This is a genomic window from Bradyrhizobium sp. S69 (assembly GCF_009766005.1).
Taxonomy (GTDB): domain Bacteria; phylum Pseudomonadota; class Alphaproteobacteria; order Rhizobiales; family Xanthobacteraceae; genus Bradyrhizobium.
Genome location: NZ_LMUK01000028.1, coordinates 52,107 through 68,334, shown reverse-complemented (window position 1 = coordinate 68,334; position 16,228 = coordinate 52,107). Strand labels below are relative to the sequence as shown.

At 61.9% G+C, this 16,228-nt stretch carries 18 protein-coding genes; 8 read left to right on the top strand and 10 right to left on the bottom strand.

Features of this window, described 5'->3' with window-relative positions:
- The 4 genes from GSQ88_RS12065 to GSQ88_RS12050 all read right to left on the bottom strand — a co-directional run.
- The coding region (locus tag GSQ88_RS12065) for a branched-chain amino acid ABC transporter permease (RefSeq protein WP_246735244.1) at positions 1–809 on the bottom strand (809 nt) is incomplete at its 3' end.
- On the bottom strand, positions 806–1,675 hold the full coding sequence (locus GSQ88_RS12060) for a branched-chain amino acid ABC transporter permease (protein ID WP_159007973.1): 870 nt from the start codon (positions 1,673–1,675) through the stop codon (positions 806–808). The genes GSQ88_RS12060 and GSQ88_RS12065, both read right to left, overlap by 4 nt.
- Positions 1,676–1,795: 120 nt before the next feature.
- Positions 1,796–2,977 carry an ABC transporter substrate-binding protein gene (locus GSQ88_RS12055; protein WP_246735242.1) on the bottom strand — a complete coding sequence of 394 codons (1,182 nt, stop codon included), beginning with the start codon at positions 2,975–2,977 and terminating at the stop codon, positions 1,796–1,798.
- 435 nt (positions 2,978–3,412) lie between these two features.
- Positions 3,413–5,635, bottom strand: a complete 2,223-nt coding sequence (locus GSQ88_RS12050; RefSeq protein WP_159007971.1) for an acetate--CoA ligase family protein — start codon at positions 5,633–5,635, stop codon at positions 3,413–3,415.
- Between the two features lie 240 nt (positions 5,636–5,875).
- Between GSQ88_RS12050 and htpG the strand changes: the two genes are divergently transcribed.
- A complete protein-coding gene (gene htpG, locus GSQ88_RS12045) occupies positions 5,876–7,753 on the top strand; it encodes a molecular chaperone HtpG (protein WP_159007970.1) in 1,878 nt (625 codons plus the stop codon).
- Here the strand turns inward: htpG and GSQ88_RS12040 are convergent.
- From GSQ88_RS12040 to GSQ88_RS12030, 3 genes are all read right to left on the bottom strand, one after another.
- Entirely contained in the window at positions 7,743–9,263 is a 1,521-nt protein-coding gene (locus tag GSQ88_RS12040; protein ID WP_159007969.1) for an FAD-dependent monooxygenase, read from the bottom strand. The two genes, htpG and GSQ88_RS12040, sit on opposite strands and share 11 nt — an antisense overlap.
- A gap of 316 nt (positions 9,264–9,579) precedes the next feature.
- Complete coding sequence (locus GSQ88_RS12035; RefSeq protein ID WP_502706721.1) at positions 9,580–10,041, bottom strand: DUF2147 domain-containing protein; 462 nt, start codon at positions 10,039–10,041, stop codon at positions 9,580–9,582.
- A gap of 147 nt (positions 10,042–10,188) precedes the next feature.
- Positions 10,189–10,722, bottom strand: coding sequence for a GNAT family N-acetyltransferase (locus tag GSQ88_RS12030; protein WP_159007968.1), 534 nt, complete (start codon positions 10,720–10,722; stop codon positions 10,189–10,191).
- Positions 10,723–10,884: 162 nt separating this feature from the next.
- Here GSQ88_RS12030 and GSQ88_RS12025 point away from each other — a divergent pair, with 162 nt between their 5' ends.
- The 4 genes from GSQ88_RS12025 (at position 10,885) to GSQ88_RS12015 (ending at position 12,649) form a co-directional block, all read left to right on the top strand.
- Positions 10,885–11,481, top strand: a complete 597-nt coding sequence (locus GSQ88_RS12025; protein ID WP_159007967.1) for a superoxide dismutase — start codon at positions 10,885–10,887, stop codon at positions 11,479–11,481.
- 133 nt (positions 11,482–11,614) lie between these two features.
- Positions 11,615–11,989 (top strand): fluoride efflux transporter CrcB, encoded by a 375-nt coding sequence (crcB, locus tag GSQ88_RS12020; protein ID WP_159007966.1) that lies wholly within the window; start codon positions 11,615–11,617, stop codon positions 11,987–11,989.
- A 96-nt stretch (positions 11,990–12,085) separates the two neighbouring features.
- Positions 12,086–12,328, top strand: a complete 243-nt coding sequence (locus GSQ88_RS35210; protein WP_210253790.1) for a hypothetical protein — start codon at positions 12,086–12,088, stop codon at positions 12,326–12,328.
- A 126-nt stretch (positions 12,329–12,454) separates the two neighbouring features.
- Positions 12,455–12,649, top strand: coding sequence for a type II toxin-antitoxin system HicA family toxin (locus tag GSQ88_RS12015; RefSeq protein WP_159007978.1), 195 nt, complete (start codon positions 12,455–12,457; stop codon positions 12,647–12,649).
- A 2-nt stretch (positions 12,650–12,651) separates the two neighbouring features.
- On the opposite strand, the gene GSQ88_RS12010 is transcribed toward GSQ88_RS12015, so the two are convergent.
- From GSQ88_RS12010 to GSQ88_RS12000, 3 genes are all read right to left on the bottom strand, one after another.
- The gene (locus tag GSQ88_RS12010; protein WP_246735240.1) at positions 12,652–12,879 is read right to left on the bottom strand and encodes a DUF1902 domain-containing protein; all 228 of its coding nucleotides are present in this window, start codon (positions 12,877–12,879) and stop codon (positions 12,652–12,654) included.
- A 219-nt stretch (positions 12,880–13,098) separates the two neighbouring features.
- On the bottom strand, positions 13,099–13,398 hold the full coding sequence (locus GSQ88_RS12005; RefSeq protein WP_159007964.1) for a hypothetical protein: 300 nt from the start codon (positions 13,396–13,398) through the stop codon (positions 13,099–13,101).
- A 242-nt stretch (positions 13,399–13,640) separates the two neighbouring features.
- Positions 13,641–13,820: a hypothetical protein gene (locus tag GSQ88_RS12000; RefSeq protein ID WP_159007963.1), complete on the bottom strand. Its 180-nt coding sequence runs from the start codon at positions 13,818–13,820 to the stop codon at positions 13,641–13,643.
- Positions 13,821–14,418: 598 nt separating this feature from the next.
- Between GSQ88_RS12000 and GSQ88_RS34955 the strand changes: the two genes are divergently transcribed.
- The 3 genes from GSQ88_RS34955 to GSQ88_RS11990 are packed head-to-tail and all read left to right on the top strand — an operon-like array spanning position 14,419 to position 16,210.
- Complete coding sequence (locus GSQ88_RS34955) at positions 14,419–14,577, top strand: hypothetical protein (RefSeq protein ID WP_174247990.1); 159 nt, start codon at positions 14,419–14,421, stop codon at positions 14,575–14,577.
- A 3-nt stretch (positions 14,578–14,580) separates the two neighbouring features.
- On the top strand, positions 14,581–15,336 hold the full coding sequence (locus GSQ88_RS11995) for a metal ABC transporter ATP-binding protein (protein ID WP_159007962.1): 756 nt from the start codon (positions 14,581–14,583) through the stop codon (positions 15,334–15,336).
- 4 nt (positions 15,337–15,340) lie between these two features.
- The gene (locus tag GSQ88_RS11990; RefSeq protein WP_159007977.1) at positions 15,341–16,210 is read left to right on the top strand and encodes a metal ABC transporter permease; all 870 of its coding nucleotides are present in this window, start codon (positions 15,341–15,343) and stop codon (positions 16,208–16,210) included.
- Positions 16,211–16,228: the final 18 nt, after the last annotated feature.

Genomic DNA, 16,228 nt, shown 5'->3' with positions numbered 1-16,228 from the left:
AGCAGCGGCCCCCAGAAGTTCCGCATGCCACCCATCACCGCCATCATGACGAAATCGCCCGATTGGCTGTAATGCAGGCCGCGCGGATCGGCGAAATTGTTGACGAGCGCATAGAGCGCGCCGGCAAATCCCATGAAGAAGCAGGACAGCGTGAACGCGATCCAGATATGGCGTTCGACCGGAATGCCCAGAAAACGTGCGCGGCGTTCGTTCTCGCGGATCGCGATCATGGTGCGGCCGAACGGCGAGCGCAGGATAAATCCCATCACCGCCAGCGCCAGCGCGAAACAAAACAGCACAAAGAAGTAAAAGTTCTTCTCGCTGGAGAGGATGTCGAGCTTGAACGCGCCAAAGTCGAGCGGCTGGCGCGAGAAGCCGCGCAGGCCATCGTCGCCGCCGGTCAGCGAACTCCACTGAAACGCGATGTAGTAAAACACCTGGCCGAAGGCGATCGTCACCATGGCGAAATAGACCCCGCGCCGCCGCACGATCAGCATGCCCAGCAGCGCGCCGCAAATTCCGGCCAGCATGATTCCGGCGATCAGCGCCAGCGGCGTCGAGGCCGCGAGGTATTTCAGCGTCAACCCGGCGCCATAGGCGCCGAGCCCGAAATAGGCGGCGTGCCCGAACGACAGCACGCCGGTAAAACCAAGCAGGAAATTCAGCGACATCGCGGCCAGGCCCAGCACCAGCACGCGGGTAGCTAGCGCGGTATAGCCGCCGAGCGGCACCATCCAATAAGGCGCGGATATCAGGACGATCCAGATCGCCGCCAGGACGACCAGTTTTCGGGTCTGCTCGGTACTCAACTCATCATTCCTTCCTCGCCGAACAATCCACGGGGGCGGATCAACAGCACCACCGCCATCATCACGTAGATCACCGCTTCGCTGGCGGCTGGAAAGAATACCGCGGTCAATCCCGAGGCCACGCCGATCAACAGGCCGCCCATCAAGGTGCCCGGCAGGCTGCCGATGCCGCCGACGATGATGGCGATAAAACTCGGCATCAGGAGGCCGGTGCCCATGGTCGGCTCAAGCCCGAGTTGGCCTGCCGCGAGCACGCCGCTGAGGCCGGCGAGGTAAATACCGACGGCGAAATTGAGCGAGCGCAGCATCTGCACGTTGATGCCCAGCGCCGCGACGGTTTCCAGGTCGAGCGTGCCGGCCCGAATGCGAATGCCGAGCCTGGTGTAGCGCAGCAGCACGAACAGCAGCGTCACCGCGACCATCACCACGGCGACCATGAACAGCCGATACCAGGTGATGAAAAACAGATCGTTGCTGACCGATTGCGACAGGAAGGCCGGAATGGTCATCGGCTTGCCCTGCGCGCCGAACAGAAAGCGGGTGCCATCCTCGATCATGAAGGCGAGGCCGAAGGTCAGTAGCAGGCTGTAGAGCGGATCGCGGCCATAGAGCGGCCGGATCAGCACGCGTTCGACCGCGAGCCCGATGATCGCCGTCAAAGGTGGTGCCAGCAACAGCGCGCCCCAGAAGCCGACATACGGCGTGATCGCATAGGCGATGTAGCCGCCGATGACGAGAAATCCGCCATGCGCGAAATTGATGACGTTGCTCAGGTTGAGAATCAGCGAAAGGCCGAGCGCCATCAGCACATAAAACGCGCCGACGATGAGCCCGTTGGTGACGTTGAACAGGAGAAGTTGCGTCATAAACCACCGGAAGCGGGAGTCACCGGACAAGAGAGACAGGCAATTGATCCGGGAGACGTCGCGCCGGATCACTGCGCCGGTGCCGTGGAGGCACCGGCGTTAGATGTCAGATACTGCGTATCAGGCCGGCCATTGGATCTTGCAGCCGGTGGCTTCGGCCGGTCCGGCGGCCTTTTCGCCGGGCACGGGATTTTTCACGGCGAACATGTTGTCGGGATCGCCCTGTGGGGGGTGGGCCTCGCCGACAAATACCGTGCTCATCAATTCGTGGTCTCCGGCCCTGTATTCCGGAGCGCCTGGTTGCAGCGCGACCTCGGGCGGTAGCTTGAAGCCGGAGAGCGCATGCGCCAATTTCGGCGCATCCAGTGTTTTTTCCTGGTTGGCGACCAGCGCCAGCGTCTGCACCGAGGCATAGCCGAACCAGTTGCGCGCGGTGGCGGCGCCGCCGGTGATTTTCTTCATGGCGGCGTTGAATTCCGCGACATGCGGCACGCCGGGCTGGTCCCACCACCACTCCATGGTCCACCAGCCGACGCGCGCGGCATCGGGTACGGCGCGGATGCTTTCGAGCTCGAACAGCGTGCCGCCGACGGCCATCTGCTTGTCGAGCCCGAACTGGACGAATTGCTTGAGGCTCGAGACCTGGTCGCCGCCGCCCATCACGTTGATCAGCACCTGTGGACCGTAGGATTTGGCCTGGATCAGATAGGCCGAATAGTCGGCGGTGCCGAGCGGGACCAGCGAGCCTGAAGAAGTGCCGCCCGCGGCCTTCAGCAGTTTCTCGAAGCCGGCCTGCACCGAGTGGCCGTAGGCATAATCCGGCGTCAGGAAGTACCATTTCTTGCCGAACTTCTCCATCAGCGTGGCGGCGATGGCGTTGGCGTCCATCGCGGTCGAGTTGCAAACGCGGAACACATTCCATGAGCAGCTCGAACCGGTGATCGGATCGGTGTGACCGCCGCCGACGATGTGTAGAATTTTCTTTTCGCTGGTGACCTGCGCGATCGCGATCGCGATGCCGGAATTAACGTCGCCGACGATGAAATTCACCCCGTCGCGTTCGATCAGCTTGCGCGCCTTCTGCACGCCGGTGCCGACGTCGTTGGCGGAGTCCTCGACCAGCAGTTCGACCTGGCGGCCGAGGATGCCGCCCTTCTTGTTGATCTCCTCGGTGGCGTATTTGGCGCCCACCACCTCGTTTTGCGCGATCGCTGCATAAACGCCGGTCAGCGGATCGATAAACCCGATCCGTATCGGCGTCTCGCCGCGGGCCTTGATGATGTAAGGGGATGCAAATTGCACCGCAGCAATCGCGGCGCCTGTCTTAAGAATAGTCCGACGATCGGCCGCCCATGGCCGTTGCGAAGGTCCCATGCTGTCCTCCCAGACAAGATGACGTGTCCTGATGGCGGCATTCTTTGATGCCTTGTTGTTCCATCAGGCTATCCCGTCCGGGTCGGTTTTGCCAACGCTAACGCCGCGAAATCCTGCGACCTTTGGCCTAGTGGATCGATTCCGTGAAACCGGTCGGCTCGCACGGCTCGCACCTCATTCTGAGAGCCTGTGAAGTTATCCCGGACGTCATCCTGAGGTGCGAGCTCTTGCGAGCCTCGAAGGATGGTGTTCAGCGTCGTGCTTGCGGCCATCCTTCGAGGCGCGCAAGAAAGAGCGCGCACCTCAGGATGACGTCGGGGAGTATTCTCGAACTTCGGAAACGTCTTACTAGTCCTTTGCCCGTCAATGCCCCGCGGCGCTTTTGGCGGCGGCGTTGTTGAGCACGATCAGGCCGTCGACGGCGACGCCGGTCTTGGTATTGATCAAGAACGGATTGACGTCGATCGAGGCGATGCGGTTGCCGGCGTCCGCCATCAAATTGGACAGGCCGACCAGCGCCTTGACGGCGGAGGCCTCGTGCAGGGCGGGCTTGCCGCGATATCCCTTCAGCTTCACGCCGGCCTTGGTGCGGGCGATCAAGGCCTTGGCCTCGTCGGCGTCGAGCGGCGCCCCGGCCAATGCCACATCTTTCATCAGTTCGATATCGACGCCGCCGGACCCGAACAAAACCACCGGGCCCATCTCGGCATCGAGCGAGGCGCCGATCACCAGTTCGAGGTCGGCCCTGACCTGCTGCGCGATCAGGATGCCTTCGAGTTTGGGTTTGCCTTTGAGCTTCTTCACCCGCGCGGTGATGTCATTGAACGCCTTCTTCACCTCGGCTGTGCTGTTGATGTTGAGCACCACGCCGCCGATGTCGGATTTGTGCAGGATGTCGGCACTGACCACTTTTGCCACCACGGGAAAGCCGATCTGTTTGGCGATCTTGACGGCGTCCACAGCTGTCTGCGCGATCTCTTCCCTGGAGACCGGAATGCCATAGGCCTTCAGCAGTTTCTTCGAGGCGACCTCGTCGAGGGCGGCACCTTGCGCGCCCTTCAGCGTTTTTTCCAATGTCGCGCGCGCCGATGCGCTCGACGTCGATACTGCATCGGGCACTTCCTTGCGCAGCGAGGCATAGTCGATCAGCGATTTGATGGCGCCGACCGCGCGGTCGAGGCCCTGCATCACGGCGATATGCGGTAGCGACTTGCGCAATTCCTTGGTGAATTCGGTGAAGCCGATCGACATCGTTGAAATGTAGATCACGGGCTTGTTGGCTTTGGCGGCCTTGTCGTCGACGATCCGCAAATTCCGTTCGCGCAATTCGTGCGGCGCCTTTGGCAATTCGGCGTCGATGATGACGATGTCGGTATCGGGATCGTCGATCATGATCTGGATCGACTGCATGTAGACCGAGGGATCGACCACCGCGGCAAAGCCGGCATCGAGCGGGTTGCCGACGATGCTGCCGGGGCCGAGCATTTTGGAAAGTTTTGCGGTGGTATCGGCGCTGAGGGCTGCGAAATTCAACCCGGCTGCATAGAACGCATCGATCAAGAGGCCGCGCTTGCCACCGGAGAGTGACACCGCGGCCAGACGGTTGCTCTTCGGCGGTTCGGCATGCACGAAGCATTCGGTGGTCTCTAACAGTTCATCGAGGCCGCGCACCCGGATCACGCCCTCGCGGGTCGAGATCGCATCGAAGGTCTCGATCGAACCGGCCAGCGCGCCGGTATGGGCCATCGCGGCGGCGCGTCCGCCTTCGGAAGCACCGAGTTTCAAGGCGATCACCGGCTTGCCGGCGGCACGCGCGGCCTTGCAGGCCTGCCGGAACACCTTGGTGTTGCGCACGCCTTCCAGATACACCACGATCACCCGAACACTCGGATCGGCGGCGAAATAGGCCATTAAATCGGGCGTTTCGAGCCCGGCTTCGTTTCCCGTCGTGACCATGTAGCCGACGCCGACGCCGCGATCCTCCAGCGCCTGGCGGATCGCCATCACGATCGCGCCGGATTGGCCGGCGATCGCGACCGGGCCCGGCGCCATGGTGACGATGCGGTCGTCGATATTGGTGAATAGCTTTTCGCCGGCGCTGAGATTGCCGAGGCAATTCGGACCGGTGACCGCCAGCCCGGTGTCCTTGATCGCCTGCGCCAGTTCGATGGCGAGCCGCTGGCTTTCCGCATCCTGTAGTTCGCTGAAGCCTGAGGTGACGATGGTGGCCGAGCGGGCGCCGGCCGCGGCGGCGTCGCGGATCACCTGAACCGCGAAGCGCGCCGGCACCAGCACCAGCACGTGGTCGGGTTTGTCCGGCAGGCTGGCGAAATCCTTGTAGCAGGTCACGCCCCAGACGGTTTCGCGCTTCGAATTGACCGGGTACAGCCCGCCCTCGAATTGATACTTGATCAGATTGTTCCAGATGCGCTCGGCATAGTTGCCGGGCTTGTCGGTCGCCCCCACCAGCACGATGTTGCGCGGGTGCAGCATGGCATGGATGTTCTTGACGAGGTCGCTCGCATCCGGCGCGGGCGACCATTTTCGAGCCGAAGGCGATGCGGCGGTGCTCACTTTGGCTTCCATAGGCGTCATCCTCATCCTTGATTTTCTTCTTGTATTTTTCTTCTCGCGGAATGGCCGAGCGGCAACCGATCGTGCCCCTTCGCGAGGTGTTTTCCCATCTATTATTGATAGTCGGGGAGGGTGGCAACCGACGCCACCGCATGCTGCGGGATGCTTTGAAACTTGCCAGCCGAAATAGTGTCGCTATATCCGGGGTTTCCTGATTTACCGGACCCGACATTTTCCAGGGAAGCGAGAATAATGACCGCCGACACCACGACGACAGCCCAATCCCAGCCGTTCCAGGCCGAGGTCGCCGAACTGCTGCACCTGATGGTGCATTCGGTCTATTCGGAAACCGACATCTTCCTGCGCGAGCTGATCTCGAACGCGTCGGATGCCTGCGACAAGCTGCGCTACGAGGCGATCGCGGCCCCCGATCTGATGGCCGACGGGGCCGCGCCTCAGATCCGCATCGCGCCCGACAAGAAGGCCGATACGCTGTCGATCATCGATAACGGCATCGGGATGGACCGGCAGGAACTGATCGACAATCTCGGCACCATCGCGCGCTCCGGTACCAAATCGTTCCTGTCGCGGCTGACCGAGGCCAAGGACGGCGCCGGCCTGATCGGCCAGTTCGGGGTCGGGTTCTATGCCGCGTTCATGGTCGCCGACCGCATCGTCGTCACCAGCCGCCGGGCGGGAACCGGCGAGGTCTGGGTATGGTCGTCATCGGGCGGCAGCGGCTTTGAAATCGCGCCCGGCAGCGACGACGACGCCCAGCGCGTCACCCGCGGCACCGAAATCGTTCTGCATCTGAAGGGCGACGCCAAGAAATATCTCGAGACTTACGAGATCGAGCGCGTGGTCCGCGCCTATTCCGACAACATCCAGTTCCCGATCGAACTTAAGCCGGAAGAGGGCGAGCCGCACCAGATCAACTCGGCGAGCGCGTTGTGGCAGCGGCCGAAATCCGAACTGACGCCGGAAGACTACAAGCAGGCCTATCAGGCGATTGCCGGCGCCTTCGATGATCCCGCGATGACGCTGCATTATCGCGCCGAAGGCCGTCAGTCCTATGCCGTGCTGCTGTTCGCGCCGTCGGCAAAACCGTTCGATCTGTTCGAGCCGCATCGCAAGGGCAAGGTGAAGCTCTACGTCCGCCGCGTCTTCATCGCCGACGATGCCGATCTGTTGCCGGCCTATCTGCGCTTCATCCGGGGCGTGGTCGACAGCGAGGATCTTCCGCTGAATATTTCGCGCGAGATGTTGCAGAACAATCCGCAACTCGCGCAGATCCGAAAAGCCGTCACCACCCGCGTGATATCAGAACTGGAAAATCTCGGTGACAAGGAACCGGAGGCCTTCGCCAAGATCTGGGACGGCTTCGGTCCGGTGATCAAGGAAGGCATCTGGGAGGATTACGAGCGGCGCGAGAAGCTGTTGGGGCTGTCGCGCTTTACCACGACGAGCGGCGACAACCGGTCGCTGAAGCAATATGTCGAGGATCTCAAGCCGAACCAGACCGAGATCTATTATCTCACCGGCGAAAGCGTCGAGCGGCTGAGGGCCAACCCGAAGCTCGAATCGGCCAAGGCGCGTGGCATCGAGGTGCTGCTGCTGACCGATCCGGTCGATGCGTTCTGGACCTCGGCGCCGCTCGACTTCGGCGGCAAGCCGCTGAAATCGCTGAGCCAGGGCGATATCGACCTCGGACTGATCCCGCTGCTCGATGAGAAGGCCGAGGCGGAGAACGACAAGGACAGGCCGCAGACCGACGAGGCGGCGGTGATCGCCGTGATCAAGGACACCCTCGGCGAGCGCGTCTCCGACGTGCGCGCCTCGCAGCGGCTGACGTCGAGCGCGTCATGCCTGGTCGCCGGCGGCAATGGACAGGATCGCGCGCTCGAGCGTTTGCTGGCGGCGCAAAACAAGGGCTCCGGCACCAAGCCGATCCTCGAGATCAACATGCGCCATCCGTTGGTCGCGGCGATCAGCGGGGATGGCGATACCGCAAAGGATTTGTCGTTCCTGCTGTTGGAGCAGGCGCAAATCCTCGACGGCGAACTGCCGGAAGATCCGGCGGCGTTCGCCGTCAGGCTCAATCAACTGGTGTTGCGGGGGCTCAAACCGTAAGCGCTCGCTGGCTGGTAGCGGGCGGTCCAAACCAAAGGGTCAGCGCGTCGGCTAGTCCCAGACGGGCCTCATCGCCGACCCACGCGACATATCCGTCGGGCCGGATCAACACGGCACGGGGTGCTGCGACCGCACCCAGTGCCGGAAGCTCCCATTGGCCGGCGTAGGTGGCGTCGATCGACCGGACTCGATCCGCCCACGGCGCGATGTCGATGCCGCCGGGCGCACCGAGGTTGAGCAGAACCGGCCGGGCGTCGCGCAGCAGGGCGAAGGCCCGCAACGGACCGTTCGCGGTCACGAGGTCGAGATCGGGCATGCGGCGTCCGAGCAGCGGGTGGCCGTCGCCGAGGTCGTAGCTGATATCCAGGCCGGACATGTCGGCGGCGAAACGTCTGCGCGGCTCGTCCATGCCGAGCAGTTCGGCAATGGTCTCGCGCAGCGCCTTGGTGCGTTCGTCTTCGCGGCGGAGAATGATCGACGCCATCGTGTGGCGCAACACGCGGGTGCCGACCGGGTGGCGCTCGGCGTGATAGGTGTCGAGGAGGCTTTCCGGCGATGTGCCTTTGACCATTTGCGCCAGCTTCCATCCCAGGTTCACCGCATCCTGCACGCCGGTCTGGAGACCCTGGCCGGTGTCGGGGGGATGCACATGCGCGGCGTCGCCCGCGATCAACACGCGTCCGTTGCGGTAGCAGGCCGCCTGCCGCGCCGCATCGGTGAACCGCGAAATCGAGCTCGGAGAGTGGATCCCGTAATCGGTCCCGTAGACGGTGATGAGCGCCGCGCTGAGATCGCTAAGCGTGGGTTGGGCGGTCTGTCCGACGTGCGCTTCGGTCACGAGGATTCCGACCGGTCCGTGATCCGCGTAGATGATCTCGCCGTTGCGGATCTCGTACTCCACCCGGCCGAGGGCATGGGTGCCCAGCGCGTCGCGGTGGACGCCCCATTGCGGCGGCGTCTCGGCCAACTCGGCCACGGCGATCAGGTTACTGATGGTGGGATCGGATCCCGGGAACGCGATGCCGGCGGCCTTGCGGACCACACTGCGTCCGCCGTCGCAGCCGACGAGATAGTGCGCCCGCAGCGATCGACCATCGCTCAGCTCGACATCCACGCCGGTGTCGTCCTGCGCGAAACCTGTCACTTCCATACCGCGATAGATCGGCACTTTTAGGTCGTCGACCCAGCCGGCGAGGATCCGCTCGATGTGGTTCTGCCGCAGCCCGAGACTGTAGGGATGGCGGGTCGGAAAGTCGCTGATATCCAAACGGACCCCGGCAAAGCCGACGGCTTGCACGATTTGTCCCTGCGCGAGGAAGCGGTCGGCGATGCCGCGCTGATCGAGCACCTCGATGGTGCGCGAGTGCAGACCGCCGGCGCGCGAGCCGGCGAGCTCCTGGTCAGGGCGCCGCTCGACGATGGCAACGTCGATGTCGGCCAGCGCCAGTTCGGCAGCCAACACGAGGCCTGTCGGGCCTGCTCCGGAAATCACCACGGCATGCTGGGTCATCGGCAACACAGGCATTCTCGTCGCTCCTTGGATATGGCTTGGGGCGGCGGTTCTACGGCAGGTGCCGGGTCTTGAAGCAAGTCCCTTGTGCACTACATATTTGAGTGGGGATGAGGCGCACGAGAACGCGCGCTCCTCTGATCCTGTGAAGCTATCTCGGCCGTCATCCTGAGGTGCGAGCGCAGCGAGCCTCGAAGGATGTTGTTCAAGTGCAGTGCGTGCGGCCATCCTTCGAGGCTCGCAAGAGTTCGCACCTCAGGATGACGTTTCGTCCGCAGCCGTTACGCTTCGCTCAGGTCGCGGCCAAACCCCAAAATTACCGCGAAGAGCGGCTCCAGTTTTCGCCGCCGCATAGTGCGCCGACGCAGCCTTCGACGCGGAGCGTATCCGAACCCGAGACCGAGACGTTGCTGGCATAGCTGCTGCCGTCGTCGGCGTTGTAGATTTGGCCCGACCACCGGTTCGGGCCCGACGGCTGCATGCCGCTGAACAGCGGAAGGCCGATCATCGGACGCCGGGCCAGCGCCGGATTGGGATTCTTGTCATCGACCGCGGGCTTGCCGGTCGCAGGATCGATCGGCTCCCGCAGCCACACCACGACCCCGCAAATGCCGGCGCCGCATTTGCTGACGCGCACCTTGGCATCGCCCGCCTGCGTCAGCCAGATACCGCTCACCTCGCCACCGGCCTGCGCGCCCGCCGGGGCCACGCCGACCATCCCGAGCGCCGCCAGTACGAGGCCGCAAGCCATTAATTTCAAAGGCGAAAATCTGGACATGAGTAGGGAAGCCGCTGGTTGGGGTGCCATCAATGGGGAAACCTCGGAATCTGTTCCGAAGCGCCAGACATGTTTAGCAACAAAGCGGATTTGCGCAAATGCGGGATAGGCTTGGGCAGGACAGGTTTGGGCGGGCCTAGCTTCGGGTCACCATGGCAGGCCGCAGAGGTCGATGATTCCGGTTTGTGGCGCGCGTCCCCGCAGGTCGTAGATGTAGGGGGCGATCGCATCGAAACGGACGCGGCCTTGCTCGGGTTGTTCGGCGAAGATTTCGCCATCGAACGGCTTCCAGTTGCGTCCCATGTAGAAGGGCACGTTGTGCGGCTCGCAAAACAACATGGCAAACGCGGCCGAGCCTTCGTGCTTGAGCGTTTGGATGGCCGCATCGAGTGCCATGCTGGCGTAGCCGCGGCTTCTCGCATCGGCGCGGGTCAGCACGCCGCCGATGCCGGCGGCCGGCACCTTGCGGCCGTTCCAGGTGATATCGCGGCGGTAGATCCCGACATGGCATAGCGCCTCGCCCGCTTCATCCTGGACCAGCACCCGGAATTCGGCATGAGCGAAGGCTATTCCGGCCCACGGCAGCGTCGCCAGCACATGCGGCGGCCAGACCGCGTCGAACAGCGGTTTTGCCAGCGGCCACGATGCGTCTCCGTTCAAAACGTCGATCTCGATGGTCATTTTTTCCTCAACCGCGCGCGTTTACAGCATGATCCCGAGAACCGACCGCGCGCTGGCCTGATCGTACCAAATTGCGGTGTTTAAGCCCGGTGGAACCTTCTATAAGGGTTCCCGTTAGTCTCTCCCATAGACCTTGTCTCCCATCATTGCGGACATCAGCCCATGACCTTCACGCTTCCCAATCTGCCTTACGCCCATGACGCCCTCGCGCCTCATATGTCGAAGGAAACGCTGGAATTCCACCACGACAAGCATCACCAGGCCTACGTGACCAACGGCAACAATGCGATCAAGGGGACCGAATTCGAAGGTAAGTCCCTCGAGGAGATCGTGAAGGGCTCGTTCGGGAAGAATCCCGCGGTCTTCAACAATGCCGGCCAGCACTACAACCATCTGCATTTCTGGAACTGGATGAAGCCCAATGGCGGCGGCAGCAAGCTGCCGGGCAAGCTCGAAAAGAAGATCACCGAGGACCTCGGCGGGCTGGAGAAGTTCAAGACCGATTTCGCCGCCGCCGGCGTCGGCCAGTTCGGCTCCGGCTGGGCCTGGTTGTCGGTCAAGAACGGCAAGCTCGAGATCTCCAAGACCGCCAACGGCGAGAGCCCGCTGGTGCACGGCGCCACCCCGATCCTCGGCGTCGACGTCTGGGAGCACTCCTACTACATCGATTACCGCAACCGCCGCCCGGACTATCTCAAGGCGTTCGTCGATCATCTCGTGAACTGGGAATATGTCGAGCAGCTGTTCGAAAAGGCCTGATATCGAACGGTCTTGAATTGGGGCGGCAGCATCGAGCTGCCGCCCTTTTCATTTGGACGGCGGTCGGCCGATCCTTGCGATCATCGCAGCCTTGCGGCAAAACGCTGGGGCCGGTTCGCGGGGAAAAGTCGAAATGAATTATCTGTTGGTTTTTATCGGCGGCGGCCTCGGCTCGACGCTGCGTTACCTCGTCAACATCGTCTGCCCACGGCTGTTTGGCGATGCTTTTCCGTACCATACCTTCATCATCAACATCACCGGCTCGACCGTGATGGGCCTGATAGCGGGCTATCTCGCCTTCAAGGGCGAGGCCGCGGCGCCCTGGAAGCTGTTTTTGATGACCGGCATTCTCGGCGGCTACACGACGTTTTCGGCGTTTTCGCTCGATACAGCGTTTCTCTATGAGCGCGGTGAGATCGGACTGGCGCTGTTCTATGTGCTGGGCTCGGTAGTGTTCTCGATCGCCGGCCTGTTCGCCGGCCTCGCGCTGATACGCCATCTGGCCTGAGCCCGCGCCACCATTTTCGCGTTCACGATTGGCACGCTGCGTTTGACCCATGGCGGACCTCAGAAGCTCAGCAAAATGCCGCTGTGACGAGCTATGATGGCAACTGAGACGAGCGATCATCGCAACGAATCGCTCGCAGCTTTTGGAGGAAAAATGTCCCAGTCTTTAAAGGTCGGCGATCTAGTCAGGAAGCGTGCCGGCTATGAGTATCCGGGCATAATCGTTTCAGTTTTTACGACGCGAGCCGGTGCCGTGCGCTATGTAGTCGAGGCCGATCATCCAGGATTTGCAGGGATGCTCCATATTTTCAACGGAGACCAGTTGGAGCCTCGGGCCTAACGTTCCACTTGGACCAGCGCAAAAGCGCTTGAAGCTGCATTGCGGAGCGGGCTAAAAACGTTTCCTCAGCCGCGTAAGGAGAAGCCGAAGGTGCGCAAGGTTTCTAAAAAAGAAAGCGAGCCGGTGATGGTTGATTCCGCACCCGATGTCCGCGCTATTCTCAGCACGGCGGGGTGCTACTTTGTTCGTCACGGAAAGGGAGACCATGATATCTGGTACAGCCCGATCACCGAAGAGCGATTTCCCGTGGACGCAAAAATCAAATCGCGCCGCACCGCGAACGGCATCATGAAACAAGCTGGCTTGCCGAAGCAATTTTGAGCTCAGGCCGCGCGAATTTGCACGCTGGATTCAGCGTGGAAGTTCAGTCGGAAAGGAATGTTGTCGCGGGTATCGCCGTCTTCAACAAGGTCTTGGATCAATCCAGGAATTCTGGCTAATAACTGCTCTACGGTATCCGCTTCTGTAACCAGTGGGATATCGTCGCTCTGAGCAACCCAAACCTTGGCTTCTTCGTCGTATTCCGCGGAAATCCTGACGATTTCGGGCACGCTGGTAATCCCTCGGAGTGAGAGCCTCATTGGCTCTGCCTTGTATAGTAGACAAAGATTCTAGAAGTTCAATCGTGCGACCTGGGTTAGCCCAACGGGTCCGCGCGACGCGCGGCCCGATGACAGGCTCCGGCGCAACCCACCGTTTTCGGCGAGCGGAAAGATGGCGGGTTACGGCTGCGCCTAACCCACCCTACGAGCTAAAGTTGACCCCTTGGATCACGCGAACGCATGTCTGGCCGCCAGCTTGATCAGTATCCACGCTGCGGCTAACGGCGTGGAACTCAGAAACAGAATGCTTGCGGCGCTCAACATCAGATATGAAAGCCAAGCAACGCGAAATCGCGTCCAAAATCCTACAATCGCAGCCAAAAAGTTGAGACCAAACGCAAAGTAAGCTGCAACAAGCTGTGTGTTCAAAGTAACGTAGCCTGTAATTCTGAGATTGCGTATGATTGCCATCGCAGCAAAGATGGCGATTACGAAAGCAATCAAAGAAGAGGTTTTAGACCAACGCATGGCTGCAATCTTCTTAGGTTAAAGACGCTTCTCGGAGGCACAATGCGCTCACACTTGAGCCTAGCACGGAGAAGTAGAAGTCTGTGAAGGTATCGCCAACAGCGTAAATCATCGGTTGACTTCCGCTGCTGGCGGCACATTGCGTCATTTCGCTGCGATACGGAATTTAGTCGCGACCGGGGCATAGCGCACCTTGGTGAAGGCCCCACCAATCGCCCTTGAGTTATGAGGGCTTCCCCCGATCAGCCGCCGCGACGCAGCGATGCGATATTCGGGTTGCTCATCAGGGTATCTGTCCGGTTCGTTCGCTTGGCCGACCTACCAGTGCCTGCGTCGCCGTCAGGGCGATTACACCAGCGCTTGGTCCAGTATCCGCGCTGAAAATATTCCGCTTTGATTTTGACCCAAATCACGTCTTCCATTGTCTATCCCACCCGATGAGAGGGGCGGCTCGCGATCGTCACGAACGTGCGGTGGGATGCGATGGACGCGAGTGCCACGACTGACGAGCGTGGCTCAAGCGGACGGCAAAGTCGTGTGGTCCTGACGCCCCAATGGCCGGTGTCAAGTTCGCAAGGAGTTCACGCTTCTTGGGGGCGACGGTGACAAGCAAGCCTGGTCTCACCGGGGAGAGCACGGAATAAGCTGTAAAACCATTGCGCAGGGAAGGCCGGACTGCTTCCGCTGAACCTGTATGCTCGTGTGCGCCTTTCTATCTACCCTTGCACGCGAGACCGCGGGTGCAGCGCGCACCCGGTCTTCCCTGCGCCCTCCCTTTTTGGGGGCGAATGAATTTGCAAACCTCGGGCGCATCGTGTCGCGAGAATGCGGGCGTACGTTCAGCCGTCATTGCGAGGAGCTCTTGCGACGAAGCAATCCAGCTTCTCCGTGCGGCTCCTGGATTGCTTCGCTAACGCTCGCAATGACGATGTTGGACGTGGACGTCACGCCCCCCACCGGTGGCGGGTATGACGGCGGTAGTGTGTAGACTCATGTAATGTTATAATATAACAATATCTCATGGTTCCACCTCATGCCCACGCCCACGGCCCCGCGTCGCCGCATCCGGCGCAGCCGGCTCCCTGGTCGATCCTGCGCATGACCGGGCTCTCACGTCTGGCTGCGGCGATAGCGGTCAGCGCCGGCCTGTGGGCCATCGTATGGCTGGCGATGAGGTGAGCGATGGCGGCGCAACTGCAATTCCGTGACGTCACCTTGGGCTATGACCGGCATCCGGCGGTGCACCACCTCAGTGGCGAGGTCGCCTCCGGCGCCTTGATTGCGGTGGTCGGTCCCAACGGCGCCGGCAAGTCGACGCTATTTCGGGGGCTGGTCGGTATCCTCAAGCCGCTGGCCGGGTCGATCGAGCGCGGCCTCGACATCAGGGATATCGCCTATCTGCCGCAGACCGCCGATATCGACCGCAGCTTTCCGATCTCGGTGTTCGACTTCGTCGGCACTGGATTATGGCGCTCGACCGGATTTTTCGGCGGCATCGGCAAATCGGCGCGAGGCAAGATCGCCCAGGCGCTGGCATCGGTTGGTCTCACCGGCTTCGAAAATCGCAATATCGGCACGCTGTCGGGCGGGCAGATGCAGCGCATGCTGTTTGCGCGGGTGCTGTTGCAGGACGCAGCCTTAATCGTGCTGGACGAGCCGTTCAACGCCATCGACACCAAGACCTCGGCCGATCTGCTGGTGCTGGTGCGGCGCTGGCATAGTGAAAAGCGCACCGTGCTGGCGGCGCTGCACGATATGGATCTGGTGCGCGGCAATTTTCCGGAGACGCTGCTGCTGGCGCGCGGCAAGGTCGCCTGGGGCTCAACGCCTGACGTGTTGACCGCGGAAAACCTTATCGAGGCGCGGCGGATGTGCGAAGCCTTCGACGATGGCGCGGCGCCTTGCGTGGCGCAAGACACAGCCTCGCGGGCCGCCTGAGATGGTGCTTTACGATGCGCTGATCGCGCCCTTCACCGAATTTGAATTCATGCGCCGGGCGCTTGCCGCGGTGATCGTGCTGGCGCTGGGCGGCGCGCCGATCGGCGTGTTCCTGATGCTGCGGCGCATGAGCCTGGTCGGCGACGCCATGGCGCATGCGATCCTGCCGGGGGCTGCGATCGGCTTCCTGGTGTCGGGGCTCAATCTGTTTGCGATGACGACGGGCGGATTGATCGCGGGCTTCATGGTGGCGATTCTCGCGGGCGTGGTCGCGCGCAACACCGAGCTGAAGGAAGACGCATCGCTGGCCACCTTCTATCTGACATCGCTGGCGCTGGGCGTCACCATTGTCTCGATCAAGGGCACCAATATCGATCTGCTGCACGTGTTGTTCGGCGATATCCTAGCGATGGACGATCCGACCCTGCTGGTGATCGCCTTCAACACCACGGTCACCCTTGTGGTGCTCGCGGTGATCTACCGCCCGCTGGTGATCGAATGCGTCGATCCGGTGTTCCTGCGCACCGTCAGCCGCGCCGGGGCGCCGGCGCATCTGGCGTTCCTGGCGCTGGTCGTCGTCAATTTGGTCAACGGCTTTCATGCGCTCGGCACGCTGCTCGCGGTCGGGCTGATGATCCTGCCCGCGGGCATTGCGCGGTTCTGGTCCCGCGACATCACCGGCATGATCTGTATCGCGGTGATCAGCGCGATGGTGTCGGGCTATCTGGGGCTGGTGCTGTCGTTTCAGACCAAGGTGCCGTCGGGACCCGCGATCATCCTGGTGGCGGCGGCCCTCTATGTGGTTTCAGTGCTGTTCGGCAACGTCAGCGGCCTGGTCCGGCAGATGTTTCCGGCACCTCACCTCGAAGCGTAGCATGGGTCTCGCATGGTG